Raw genomic sequence first — 12722 nt, forward strand, 5'->3', positions numbered from 1 at the left:
GCGTGACCTGCTCGGGCGTGGCCACCGGTTCCGTGGATTCTGGACACCCGGGGTTCACTGCCGGACAATCAGCTGCGTGACGTCGTCCTTCGAGTTCTCCACGTACCCCGCGCGGCTGTCCGACGGGGAGCGCGACAAAGCCCTGCAGGTGCTGCGCGACGGCGTCGCCCTGGGCCGGCTGTCGCACGACACGTTCGTGCGCCGTATGGAGCTGGCGCTCGCCGCCCGCCGTGCCGACGAACTGGCCGCCCTCATATCCGACCTGCCCCGCGAGAACCGCTTCTCCCGCGCCGTCTTCGGCACCGTGGAGGCGGTCTCCGGGTTCACCGTACGGCTGCGCCGCGCCTGGCAGGCCGAGCGGCTGCCCAAGCTGCTGCTGCCGCATCCGGAGCGCAGCCACCCGCTGCGCATCGGCCGCGACCCCGCCAACGGGCTGCGCCTGAACCACGAGACCGTCTCCCGCGTACACGCCGAACTGAGCCGCCAGGCCGGCATGTGGATCCTCAGGGACCTCGGCTCCACCAACGGCACCACCGTCAACGGACGCCGCGTGATCGGCTCCGTCGTCGTCCGCGAGGGCGACCTGGTCGCCTTCGGCCGGATGGCGTTCCGCCTCGCCGTGAGCTGAGCGGGTGAACCGGTGCCGACGACCGGTTGTGTTCGAACAGGTGCACCTTCACGCACGCGTGCCGCCCCGTTCGAGTGAGCCGGGCTGCGGAAGGCGGGCCGGTGCGCCGATGCTGGGGGCATGACGTACCTCTCCAGAGCCACGGCGGCGGCCGGCGTCCTGCTGGCGGCCACCGGGCTCCTCGCCGCGGGCCCGGCCCAGGCGGCATCCCGCGACCACGCTCCCGGTAACTGGCTCCACCTGACGGTCACCAAGGGCGACACCGGGGCCGGTGACCCGCGCGGCACCCTGCTGCTGTGCGACCCGCCGCGGGGCCACGCGCACGCGGCCGAGGCCTGTGCCGAACTCGCCGCCGCCGACGGCGACATCGGCCGCATCCCGCCGAAGGACGTGTTCTGCCCGATGCTCTACGCCCCGGTGACCGCCCACGCGCGCGGGCGGTGGAACGGCCGGCCCGTCGATTTCCGGCAGACCTACACCAACGCATGCGCCCTGAACGCGCGGACAGGCGAGGTGTTCGCTCTGGACCAGTGACCGGGGCCGTCGCCCGGCGGCCCGACGCCGTGGGCCGGTGCGGCTCACGGCGCCCGCCGCCGGGCCTGCTGCGCCGCCACCAGCACCGTCCGGGACTGATGCTCCACCTGGTGCGCCAACGGCACCCAGCGGGCCCGGAAACGCACCGCGAAGGCGTCGCACCAGTCGGCGACCAGCTGTTCCAGCCGCGGCGCCGCCCGGTCGTCCGTCTCCCGCAGCACCCGCAGCAGCATCGCCGCCGCGCGCAGCGGCAGCCGCCGCCCGAAGGCGTCCACACTGCCCACGTACGCCATCGTCGTGCCGGCCGGCGGGGTGTGGACCCAGTCCTCGGCCAGGCCCGGGATCAGCTCCAGCACCCAGCGCGCGGCGCGCAGCAGCGGACCGTCCGCGCCGTCCAGCCGGGGCAGCGCCTCGGCGAGTATCCGCTCCACCTCCAGCGCGTCCCCGGTCAGCCGCCGTGCCAGCCGCCGCATCGCCGCCGCCGGTGCCGGGTGCGGCGCCCGGTCGTCCACCAGGTCGCTGGCCCACATCGGCACCTCCACCACGGCCGTCAGACCGCCGTACCGGTGCGCGTGGTACCAGGTGCTGTGCCGCGCGTCGTCCGGCATGCTCGGGTAGGCGGCGCCCGACTCCGGGCCCGGCATGACGTGCACCCCGGGGCCGGCGGCCGGCCAGCCGGCGGCGTCCGAGGCGCCCGTCTCCACCGGGATGTGCAGCTGCGCCGCGGACTTGGCGAACGGCTCGGCGAGCCCCGGCACATCCCTCGTCAACTGCACCCAGCTGCCACCCAGATCGGTGCCGTGCAGCGTCACCTGGAGGTACGGGCGCAGCTCGTCGATCACTCCGGTCAGTGTCAGGGTCTCGGGCGGCAGCCGGTCCGGCGGCAGCACCGACGGCGACCACTCGGGCTGTTCCGCACCCGTCGGCCGGTAGAAGCCGAGGTGGTAGTCGAGCAGGCTGCGCGGTGCCGGGGTCACATGCAGACTCGCGCCGTCCGGATCGGCGCAGAGCAGGAAGTGCCAGGAGGTGTTCGCCCGCAACTCCCGCTCGGCCAGCACACGCTCGGCCAGCACCCGCAGGGTGGAGCCCCCGGTCGGCTCGTTGGAGTGCGCGCCGGCCACCACCAGCACCGCCCGCCGGGCATGCCCCACCGACAGCAGGTGCAGAGGTCTTCCCGCGCGCGAGAGGCCCACCTGCCGGAGCGCGCACAGCCCGGGTTCCTGAGCGACCAACGCCTGTGCGGAGGCGATCAGTTCGGGAACGCTGGGATAGCGCAGCTCCGGCAGGAAACTCACCCCCGACCCGTCCGCCCGGCTTCGCCCTCCCAGTCCCGCACGGGATGGGTGAACTGTCAAGCACGCGGCGGGGGAGGCTCCGGGGGCGCCCGGACGCAGTCGCCGGGACGCGCTCGGGGCGCTGTGTGCCGTGGGCTCACTGCTGGTGCAGGCCGCGTCCCGCGAGCGTCAGGAACACCTCGCCCACCGCCTCCGACAGCGTCGGGTGCGCGTGCACGTGCCGGGCCACGTCCGCGGGCTCGGCGTCCCAGCCGACGACCAGCTGGCTCTCGGCGATCATCTCGGACACGTGCGGTCCGACCAGGTGCACGCCCAGCACCTGTCCGCCGCCCGTTTCGGCGACGACCTTCACCATGCCGCCCTGACCGTGCACCATCCCCTTGGCCACGGCCGTCAGCGGCATCGTGTTGACGTCGACCTCGTGTCCGCGCGCGCGTGCCTCCGCCTCGCTCAGCCCCACCGAGGCGGTCTGCGGAGCGGAGTACGTCACCCGGGGTACGGCCGCGTAGTCGACCGGCGTCGACGGCAGCCCGGCCAGGGTCTCGGCGACCAGCAGGCCTTCCGCGAAGGAGGCGTGGGCGAGGCCGAGTGAGGGCGGCGGCAGCAGGTCGCCGACGACGTGGACGCCGGGCACGGCCGTCTCCAGCCGGTCCCAGTCCGTCGGCACGACGAACCCGCGCTCGTCTGTCGTCAGCCCGGCCGCCGCCAGGCCCAGGCCCTCGGTGACCGGGGCCCGGCCGACGGCCACCAGCAGGCGCTCCGCCTCCACCGTGCGCGTCTCACCCCGCGCGGTGCGCACGCGCGCGCGTACGCCGTTCTCCAGCACCTCCGCGTCCAGCAGCCGTGCGCCCGTCCGCACATCGATCCCGCGCTTCTTCAGACCGCGCGTCAGATGCCGGCTCACATCGGCGTCCTCCAGCGGCACGATCCGCTCCGCCGCCTCCACCAGCGTGACCTCCGCGCCCATGGACCGGTGGAAGGAGGCGTACTCCACACCGATCGCGCCCCCGCCCAGCACCAGCACGGACGCCGGCAGCCCGGGCGCGAACAGCGCGTCGTCACTGGTCACCACGCGCCGCCCGTCCGGCGCGAGCCCAGGGAGCGTGCGCGGGCGCGAGCCGGTCGCGAGGACGATTCCACGGCGCGCGGTGAAGTCGTGCACGCTGGGCGCGGATTCGCTCTGTACGCCGGGCGTGTTGCAGATGCGCGCGCCTGGCGTGGGTGTGGTGCGCGGGAGCGTGGCAGAGGCGTGCGCGCCTGGCGCGGACACAGCCGGCGCGCCCGACGCGGAATCCGCGCGCACGCTCTCGACGCGCACCGTGCGCGCCCCGGTCAGCCGCGCGCTGCCCCGCACCACCCGCACGCCCGCGTGCGCCAGATGCGCCTCGACCCCCTTGTGGTTGCGCGTCACGATGTCGTCCCGCGTGGCCACCAGCGCCGCCCAGTCCACGGAGTCCAGCGTGGCTTTCACGCCCCACCGCTCGCGCGCCTCGGCGATGCCGTCGACCAGCTCGGCGGCGTGCAGCATCGCCTTGCTCGGTATGCAGCCCCGGTGCAGACAGGTTCCGCCGACCTTGTCGCGCTCGACGAGGACGACGTCCAGACCGAGGGCGGCGGCGCGCAGGGCGGTGCCGTAGCCGCCCGTGCCGCCGCCGATGACGATGACATCCGGTGTGTTCGTGGCCTGTGTGCTCATGCGTCCACCCTCCGCCCGCCCCTTGCCATGAGTCCAAGGCAATGTTCTTGTGGATGCCATGCAGGACGCTTATGGATCTCCGGGGAGGGTGGGGAGTTGAGTCTGCGGCAGATGGAGTACTTCGTGACGGTCGTGCACGAGGCGTCCTTCACGCGCGCGGCGGACGCCCTGCACGTCACCCAGCCCGCGCTCTCGCACCAGATCAAGGCCCTGGAGAAGTCGGTGGGCGGCGCGCTGCTGGAGCGCATGCCCCGGGGCGTGCGCCTCACCCCGATGGGGCGGGCCTTCCTGCCGCACGCCGAACTTGCCGTCCGCAGCGCCGCGCAGGCCCGCCGCGCCGCGCGTGCCACCGCCGGCGCCGAGGGCGGCGAGCTGCATGTCGCGAGCCTGCACTCGCTCGCCGTCGGCATCCTGCCCGACGTCTTCGCCCGCTGGCGTGCGGTCCACCCCCGAGTCCTGTTGCGGCTGCACGAGTACGCGACCGCCGAGGCGCTGGAGGAGGCCGTGGAGCGCGGCACCGCCGACCTCGCCTTCGGGCCGTCCCCCGCCGAACCGCCCGGCACCGTCGTACCGGTCGGCGAGGAGGAACTCGTCCTGGTGGTGCCGTTCGACGACCGGCTCGCGGGCCGTACGGCGGTCAGGCTGCCGGAACTCGCCGACCGTGTCTGGGTCCGTTGTGCGCTGGAACCCGTCGTGCACGGAGAGCGCTTCCTCGACTGGGCGTGCGCGCAGGCCGGGTTCACACCGGAGACCGCCGTATGGACCGAGCACAGCTCGACGGCCGTGCGCATGGCGGCCGCCGGGGTCGGCGTGTGCGTCGCGTCGGCCGACGTCGTGCGCGGTGCCGTCGGCGAGGACTGCGTGATCCTCACTCCCGACCCGGCCTGGAGGCGCCCTCTGGCCGTCTACGCGCGCGTGCCGCTCACCGGCACCGCCGAGGCCTTCGTGGACCTCCTGCGCGCCACCTGGCCGCCCCCGGGCCCCCGAACCGCCGGCTCCCCGGTCCCGCCGAGCGGCCCCACACCCCTCACTCCTCGCCCACCCTCTCCAACAGCACCACCGGCACGTGCTCGAACAGGTCCGCCACGCGCGTGTCACCGGTGAACTCCCGTCCGGGGGCCAGGACGTCGGTCCATCGGCCGGCAGGCAGCGACAGCTGGGTCTCCCGCCAGCCGCCCGCCTCCGCCAGCCGCAGGGACAGCCGCGTCACCGCCGTGATCACCTCTCCGGAGCGCGCGTAGGCCACACAGTGCTCGGCCGCCGGACCGTCGGCAGCGAGCGGGGTGTACGTCGCCGTCGTGCCGAAGACGCCGGGGCGGCGGGCGCGCAGGCGCAGTGCCGCCGACGTCAGGGCGTCCTTCTCGCCCGGCGTCCCGGGCGGGAACGACACCGGCCGCCGGTTGTCCGGGTCCACCAGGGCCCGGTACTCGCCCTCCGTGCCCTGGTACACGTCCGGCACCCCCGGCATCGTCAGCTGGACCAGCGCGGTGCCGAGGACGTTGGCCCGGATGTGCGGCTCCGACGCCTTGCGGAAGGCCGCCACACGCTCGCCCGGCGGTCCGCACGGCCCGGCGGCGACGAAGGCGGCCACCGCCTCCTCGTACGGCGGCTCCCGCTCCGTCCAGCTGGTGTACATGCCGGCCTCGCGCACGTGCTTCAGCAGCGCCTCCTGGACCCGCTCCTCGTCGGCGGGACCCAGCCCGAACACCGTCTGCCAGGCCGCCCAGGCCAGCTGCCCGTCCGGCGGGCCCTCCTCCGGCAGCGTCACCCCGGCGAGCAACTCCGCCCACCGCGCGGGGCATTCGGTCAGCACGGCCAGCGCCGCGCGGACGTCGGCGCTGCGCTTGGTGTCGTGTGTGGAGACGACCGTGCCGGTGGCCGGCCAGTCGCGCTGCACGCGCGCGCAGTAGGCGTGGAAGTCCTCGGGCGACACCCCCGGCTGCCCCGGATCGCCGCCCACCTCGGTCGCCGACAGCAGCGGCACGTAGCGGTAGAACGCCGTGTCCTCCACCGACTTGGCGCGCAGTGCCGACGCGGTCTGCGCGAACCGGGTGCGCAACTCGGCCCGCCCGGCGCGGTCGCCCGTCACCGCCCCGGCCTCCTCCCCGGGTGACTCCACGAGCAGCCGTCGTACGACGTCCACGGCCCCGGCCTCCTCGGGCACGACGAAGGCGTACCGGGCCTCGGCGGCGGCCTCCTCGGTGACGGCGGCGGCCAGGTCGGCGCTCGTGTACGGCCGGTACACCCGCATCCGGACCAGCAGTTCCACCAGGGCCGTGCGCAGCGCCCAGGGCGCCCGGTCGCGCAGTGTGAGGTCCGGCGAGGCGGCGCACAGCCGGGCGGCCACCCGGGTGAGGCGGTCCGTCTCGGCGGCCAGCTCATGGGTGAGCACCTTGTAGGCGGCCCGGCGCACCGTGGCCTCCCAGTTCCCGCCCCGGTCGGTCTGCGGCGCCGCGGACCGCCGGTAGTGCGCGAGGAGTTCACCGGCCCCGGCCCGGTCCGTGAACAGGCCGTCGACCTGGCGCAGGGCGTCGTAACCCGTGGTGCCCGCGACGGGCCAGGACGGCGGCAGGTGTTCGCCGTCGGCGAGGATCTTCTCCACCACCGTCCAGCGTCCGCCGGTCGCCTCGTGCAGCCGCGCGAGATAGCCGCCGGGGTCGGCGAGTCCGTCGGGGTGGTCGACGCGCAGCCCGTCGAGCACGCCCTCCCGGAGCAGCTGGAGGATCTTGGCGTGGGTGGCGTCGAACACCTCCGGGTCCTCCACGCGCACCCCGATCAGCTCCGAGATGCTGAAGAAGCGCCGGTAGTTCAGCTCGGTGCGGGCCAGCCGCCACCACACCGGGCGGTACCACTGGGCATCCAGCAGCTCCGGCAGCGGCAGGCCCTCGGTGCCCGGGCGCAGCGGGAAGGCGTGGTCGTGGTAGCGCAGTACGCCACCGTCGACCTGGAGGTGCTCGCCTTCGGTGCCGACCGGGCCGCCGAGCACCGGCAGCAGCAGCCGCCCGTCCCCGGCCTCCCAGTCGATGTCGAACCACCGCGCGTAGGGCGAGTCGGGCCCCTCGCGCAGCACCTCCCACAGGGCGTGGTTGTGCCGGGGTGCCATCGCCATGTGGTTCGGCACGATGTCCACGACCAGGCCCAGACCGTGCTCCCGCGCGGTCCGCGCCAGTGCCCGCAGGCCCTCCTCGCCGCCCAGTTCCTCGCGTACGCGCGCGTGGTCCACCACGTCGTAGCCGTGCGCGGAGCCGGGCACGGTCTCCAGGACGGGGGACAGGTGCAGATGCGAGACACCGAGCGACGCCAGGTACGGCACCGCCGCCGCGGCGGCGGTGAACGGGAACGCCGGCTGGAGCTGGAGCCGGTAGGTGGCCGTGGGCACGGATGGTCCGGTTCGCGCAGACGTCATGGAAACCTACGTACCCAGCCCGTCGTGTTTCGTGTCATCGGTCCCTGCCCGCGCCCCTGCGCGCGTGCCTAGGTTCGAGCGATGGGGACAACGGGGAAGCCGGTCCGGCGCCGTACACGGGACACCTACCGTGAGGTGATCGCGCTGACCGGGCCGCTGCTGCCGTGCGTGTCGTTCCTGGGCCGGCTGCCGACGGCGACGATCCAGTTCGGCAGCGTGCTGCTCGTCGCCCGGACGAGCGGATCCCTGTCCGCCGCGGGGCTGACCGGCGGGGCGCTCGCGCTCGGGCAGGTGGCCTGCGGGCCGGTGGTGGGGCGGCTCGCGGACCGGCACGGGCAGCGCAGGGTCGTCCTGGCCTTCTCGCTCGCCAACGCGGTCGCGGTGACCGTCCTGGTCGCCGGCGCCCTCACAGGCCTGCCCACGGCCGTCCTGGCCCTCCTGGGGGCCGCCGCGGGTGGCACCGTGCCGCTCGTGGGCCCGCTGGCCCGCGCCCGTCTGGTCGCGCTCGCCCGCCGCTCCGGCGCCCCCGAGGCCACCGTCGGCGTCGCGCTGTCCTTCGAGAGCACCCTGGACGAGATCTCCTTCGTCCTCGGTCCGGCCCTGGTCGGGATCGCCTCGGTCCTCGCCCATCCGGCGTACGCGATGGGCGGCGCGGCCCTGCTGGTGGCGGTGTGCGGCAGTGCCTTCGCCCTCCACCCGACCGCCCTGGCCGTCGCGCCCGCGTCCGCGGGCCGCGACCCCGCACGCGCGCGTGCACGGGCCGCGCTCACCCCCATGCCCAACTGCGTCCACTCGCTGCGCGCCTCCCTCGCCCTCCAGGGCGCCATGTTCGGTGCCTGCCAGGCAGGCATCACCGCGCTCACGGCCCGGCTCGGGCAGGAGAACCAGGCGGGGCTCGTGTACGCCGCCATGGGCGTGATGAGCGCCGCGGCCGGGCTGGGCATGGCCTGCGTGCCCGCCCGCCTCGGTCTCCCGCCGCGCTGGCGGCTGGCCACAGCGGCGGCCCTCGTGCTGTCGCTGCCGCTGCTGCGTACGCAGAGCCTGGCCGGTCTGTACGCCGTGGTCACCGTGCTCGGGGTCGCCTACGCACCGCACCTGATCACGGTGTTCGGGCTCATCGAACGCGCGGTGCCGCCGACACGGCTCGCCGAGGCGATGGCGGTCGCCACCAGCGCCCTCGTCGGCGGCCAGGCCCTGTCTGTCGCCGTGACCGGCCGCCTCACCGACGCCTACGGTCCCCGCGCGGCCTTCGCGGTGGCGAGCACGGCCGCAGCGCTCACCTTCGTCATCGCGCTGACGGCCCGCCCGACGACGTACTCCGGACGGGCCAAAAACGCCTCACGCGCGCGTGTGCAGGACGAACGGGCCCGCACGAACCCGTGACCCGCTAGGTGGGCCGCTGCAACACCGTCAGACTGCGGTCCGCCAGGGTGATCCGGTCGCCCGCCCCGACCTTCGCCCCCGACCCAGGCGGCACCCCGTCCGGCAGGGCCGTGTCGACCACCACCTGCCACTGCCGGCCGTGATCGACCGGCACCAGGAACTCCAGCGGCCCGGGCGAGGCGTTGAACATCAGCAGGAACGAGTCGTCGGCGATGCGCTCCCCGCGCGTGCCGGGCTCGGAGATGGCGTTGCCGTTGAGGAACACCGTCAGCGCGGACGCCCGCGCGGAGTCCCAGTCCCGCTGGGTCATCTCGGCGCCCTCCGGTGTGAACCAGGCGATGTCGGACAACGCGTCGTGCGTGCCCTCCACCGGTCGCCCGTGGAAGAAGCGCCGCCGCCGCAGCACGGGATGGTCCCGGCGCAGCCACACCATGGCGCGCATGAACTCCAGCAGCTCGCCGCTCTCGTCCCCGATCTCGGGCCACCGCACCCACGCCAGCTCGTTGTCCTGGCAGTAGGCGTTGTTGTTGCCCCGCTGGCTGCGGGCGAACTCGTCGCCGTGGCTGATCATCGGCACGCCCTGGGACAGCATCAGCGTGGCGACGAAGTTCCGCATCTGCCGGGCGCGCAGCGCCAGCACGTCCGGGTCGTCGGTCTCGCCCTCCGCCCCGCAGTTCCACGAGCGGTTGTGACTCTCGCCGTCCCGGTCGTCCTCGCCGTTGGCCTGATTGTGCTTGCGGTCGTACGAGACGAGGTCGCGCAGCGTGAAACCGTCGTGGCAGGTGACGAAGTTGATCGAGGCGAGCGGGCGGCGGCCGTCGTCCTGGTACAGGTCGGAGGAACCGGTCAGCCGGGAGGCGAACTCCGCGAGCGCCCGCGGCTCGCCCCGCCACAGGTCCCGCACCGTGTCGCGGTACATGCCGTTCCACTCGGTCCACAGCGGCGGGAAATTGCCCACCTGATAGCCGCCCTCGCCCACGTCCCACGGCTCGGCGATCAGCTTCACCTGGGAGACCACCGGGTCCTGCTGCACCAGGTCGAAGAACGACGACAGCCGGTCCACCTCGTGGAACTGCCGGGCCAGCGTCGCCGCGAGGTCGAAGCGGAAGCCGTCGACATGCATCTCGGTGACCCAGTACCGCAGCGAGTCCATGATGAGCTGGAGCACGTGCGGGGACCGCATGAGCAGCGAGTTCCCGGTGCCCGTGGTGTCTGTGTAGTAGCGGGGATCGTCCGCGAGCCGGTAGTACGACGCGTTGTCGATGCCCTTGAAGGACAGCGTCGGGCCCAGATGGTTGCCCTCGGCCGTGTGGTTGTAGACGACGTCCAGGATGACCTCGATCCCGGCCTCGTGCAGTGCCCGGACCGCCGACTTGAACTCCAGGACCTGCTGGCCGCGGTCGCCCCAGGAGGCGTACGCGTTGTGCGGGGCGAAGAAGCCGATGGTGTTGTAGCCCCAGTAATTGCTCAGGCCCAGGTCGGCCAGCCGGTGGTCGTCGACGAACTGGTGGACGGGCATCAGCTCCAGGGCCGTCACCCCGAGCCTGGTCAGGTGGTCGATGACCGCCGGGTGGGCGAGCGCGGCGTACGTGCCGCGCAGCTCCTCCGGCAGCCCCGGGTGACGCATGGTCAGGCCCTTGACGTGAGCCTCGTAGATGACCGTGTGGTGGTACTCGGTGCGCGGGAGCCGGTCGTCGCCCCAGTCGAAGTACGGGTTGATCACCACCGAGGTCATGGTGTGCGGCGCCGAGTCCAGGTCGTTGCGCCGCTCCGGAGCCCCGAAGTGGTAGCCGTACACCTCCTCGCCCCACCGCACGCTGCCGCTGACCGCCTTCGCGTACGGGTCGAGCAGCAGCTTCGCGGAGTTGCACCGCAGCCCGCGCCCGGGGTCGTACGGGCCATGGACCCGGAACCCGTAGCGCTGCCCCGGCATCACGCCCGGCACGTACGCGTGCCGCACGAACGCGTCGCTCTCGCGCAGTTCCACCGCCGTCTCCGAGCCGTCGTCGTGCAGCAGACACAGCTCTACTCGGTCCGCGACCTCCGTGAAGACCGCGAAGTTGGTTCCGGCGCCGTCATAGGTGGCGCCGAGCGGATACGCCTCTCCAGGCCAGACCTGCATGGAGATGACTCTCCCAGGTGTGCCGCCCGCCCGGGGCCGCGTCGGCCCCCGAGTCTCCCGAAAGTGACGAAACCTCTGGTCGCCCGGGCCCACGTCCGGGTCCGCCGGCAGCTGTCCCGGCGCCGCCGACGAGCCCTGACGGCGCGTCGGCAAGGCCGCGGCGGCACCCCGCGGGGAACCGGTGTGATGAATCCGCTCACTCCGTGTGACAAGGCGTCATGGAACGGCCGTTGACACAGGCAGAGTTGAGCAAAACAGTTGGACGATCGACCTGTCCATCCGGCTGCACCGCCGACCGCTCCCGGAGTACCCTTCCTTGATCGTTGAGACGGGAAAGGCCCGGGGGACGGAAGGCGGTGCACGGGTGGGCTCGGGAGGGCTGGAGCTGCCCCCTGGTGACGAGGGTCACGAGGGGAGCTCCACAGACGTCCCGCCCGGCGCGGTGTCCCTGGCCCGGCCGATGGACGCAGGATCCATCGGGCCGGAGCTGGACTGGGACGCCGACGCCTGGCGCGAGGTGCGCACCCGCGCCCAGCGGGCCGGCCGGGCCTATATCTGGCTGAACCTCGTGGAACAGCGGCTGCGCGCGGTCGTGGCCGCCGTCCTGCGCCCCATCTACGAACCCGTCCACGGGGACGACTGGGTGGTCGCCGCGGCCGGACCGGCCGGGCAGGAGTGGGTTCAGCGCGCCGTCGCCGTCCGCGAAGTCAGCCGCCGCAAGGGCTACTTGCTGGACCCGGCCGACGACAACGTGCTCAGCTTTCTGACCTTGCCGCAGCTGCGCGAGCTGATGGTGCAGCACTGGCCGTGCTTCGAGCCGTACTTCGACGAGCGCCGCGACCTCGAACTCGCCCTGGACGAGCTGGAGGTCACGCGCAACGTCGTCTCCCGCAACCGGGCCCTGTCCGGGGCGGTCCTCAGCCAGGCCGAGCGGGCCTCGGCGCGGCTGCTGGAGATGCTCGGCGCGGGTGGTGACGTGCCTTCCGCGCGCCGGCTGCCCGTCGACGCGGTCGAGGACCTGGTCGGCGACCGGTACGCCGACGTGGTCGCCGTGCATTCCGACCGGGTGCGGCTCATGCGCCAGTTCCCGGCCGAGGACCTTTTCGCCGGCGCGCGCCGCCTGGACGCCATCGGTATCGGGCTCAACCTGCTGGTGCAGAACTTCTCCGGGCGCCGCCTGATCCGCCTGGCCGAGTCCGGCTGCCGGGTCCGGCTGCTGTTCCTGAACCCGGCGTCCAGCGCGGTCAAGCGCCGCGAGCGCGAACTGGGTATGAAACGGGGCGAACTGGGCCGCTCGATCGAGATGAACATCCTGCACATGCGCCGGGTCCGGTCCCGACTGCGCGACCCGGGCGCCTTCGAGATCCAGGTGTACGACGAGACGCCCCGCTTCACCGCCTACCTGGTGGACGGCGACGGCGCCGACGGGATCGCCGTGGTCCAGTCCTATCTGCGCGGCGCCCGGGGCATGGAATCGCCGGTGCTGGTGCTGCGCAACGGCGGCAAGCTGGTCAAGTCGGATGACATGAGCGAAGCCGGACTCTTCCCGACATATCGGGAGGAATTCGAGCTGTCTTGGGTGGATTCGCGCCCTGTGTCCTGATGTAGCCATCTGGGTAAGCGGAAGGCTGCCCTCGGATTGTCAGTGCCGCGTGCGA

9 protein-coding genes are annotated in these 12722 nt (G+C 73.4%); 5 read left to right on the forward strand and 4 right to left on the reverse strand.

Translation table 11 applies throughout. The features are described from left to right. The first annotated feature begins 76 nt into the window (after window positions 1–76). Both ADK64_RS06150 and ADK64_RS06155 read left to right on the forward strand, forming a co-directional pair. Window positions 77–628 (forward strand): DUF1707 and FHA domain-containing protein, encoded by a 552-nt coding sequence (locus tag ADK64_RS06150; RefSeq protein WP_053655813.1) that lies wholly within the window; start codon window positions 77–79, stop codon window positions 626–628. Between the two features lie 120 nt (window positions 629–748). Beyond that, window positions 749–1162 (forward strand): SSI family serine proteinase inhibitor, encoded by a 414-nt coding sequence (locus ADK64_RS06155; RefSeq protein ID WP_053655815.1) that lies wholly within the window; start codon window positions 749–751, stop codon window positions 1160–1162. 44 nt (window positions 1163–1206) lie between these two features. Here ADK64_RS06155 and ADK64_RS06160 read toward each other — a convergent pair whose 3' ends face one another. Together ADK64_RS06160 and ADK64_RS06165 are read right to left on the reverse strand one after the other, a co-directional pair. After that, entirely contained in the window at window positions 1207–2457 is a 1251-nt protein-coding gene (locus ADK64_RS06160; protein WP_053655817.1) for a M14 family zinc carboxypeptidase, read from the reverse strand. Window positions 2458–2593: 136 nt separating this feature from the next. Continuing rightward, a complete protein-coding gene (locus tag ADK64_RS06165) occupies window positions 2594–4153 on the reverse strand; it encodes a dihydrolipoyl dehydrogenase (RefSeq protein WP_053655819.1) in 1560 nt (519 codons plus the stop codon). A 96-nt stretch (window positions 4154–4249) separates the two neighbouring features. Here ADK64_RS06165 and ADK64_RS06170 point away from each other — a divergent pair, with 96 nt between their 5' ends. Next, complete coding sequence (locus ADK64_RS06170) at window positions 4250–5257, forward strand: LysR family transcriptional regulator (protein ID WP_078992506.1); 1008 nt, start codon at window positions 4250–4252, stop codon at window positions 5255–5257. On the opposite strand, the gene treY is transcribed toward ADK64_RS06170, so the two are convergent. Further along, window positions 5181–7559, reverse strand: a complete 2379-nt coding sequence (gene treY / locus ADK64_RS06175; RefSeq protein WP_199829493.1) for a malto-oligosyltrehalose synthase — start codon at window positions 7557–7559, stop codon at window positions 5181–5183. The genes ADK64_RS06170 and treY overlap by 77 nt on opposite strands. Before the next feature lie 81 nt (window positions 7560–7640). On the opposite strand from treY, the gene ADK64_RS06180 reads away from it, so the two are divergent. Continuing rightward, window positions 7641–8942, forward strand: coding sequence for an MFS transporter (locus tag ADK64_RS06180; RefSeq protein WP_053655822.1), 1302 nt, complete (start codon window positions 7641–7643; stop codon window positions 8940–8942). Between the two features lie 4 nt (window positions 8943–8946). Here the strand turns inward: ADK64_RS06180 and glgX are convergent, their stop codons facing one another. Continuing rightward, on the reverse strand, window positions 8947–11064 hold the full coding sequence (glgX, locus tag ADK64_RS06185) for a glycogen debranching protein GlgX (RefSeq protein ID WP_053655823.1): 2118 nt from the start codon (window positions 11062–11064) through the stop codon (window positions 8947–8949). Between the two features lie 364 nt (window positions 11065–11428). Here glgX and ADK64_RS06190 point away from each other — a divergent pair, with 364 nt between their 5' ends. Next, on the forward strand, window positions 11429–12667 hold the full coding sequence (locus tag ADK64_RS06190) for an SAV2148 family HEPN domain-containing protein (protein WP_078992507.1): 1239 nt from the start codon (window positions 11429–11431) through the stop codon (window positions 12665–12667). Window positions 12668–12722 lie beyond the last annotated feature (55 nt).

The organism is Streptomyces sp. MMG1121 (assembly GCF_001280015.1).
Classification (GTDB): Bacteria; Actinomycetota; Actinomycetes; order Streptomycetales; family Streptomycetaceae; genus Streptomyces.

Coding starts and splice junctions, on each gene's coding strand:
- ADK64_RS06155 (WP_053655815.1), top strand. CDS start 749: ATGACGTACCTCTCCAGAGCCACGGCGGCGGCCGGCGTCCTGCTGGCG.
- ADK64_RS06165 (WP_053655819.1), bottom strand. CDS start 4,153: ATGAGCACACAGGCCACGAACACACCGGATGTCATCGTCATCGGCGGC.
- treY (WP_199829493.1), bottom strand. CDS start 7,559: ATGACGTCTGCGCGAACCGGACCATCCGTGCCCACGGCCACCTACCGG.
- ADK64_RS06180 (WP_053655822.1), top strand. CDS start 7,641: ATGGGGACAACGGGGAAGCCGGTCCGGCGCCGTACACGGGACACCTAC.
- glgX (WP_053655823.1), bottom strand. CDS start 11,064: ATGCAGGTCTGGCCTGGAGAGGCGTATCCGCTCGGCGCCACCTATGAC.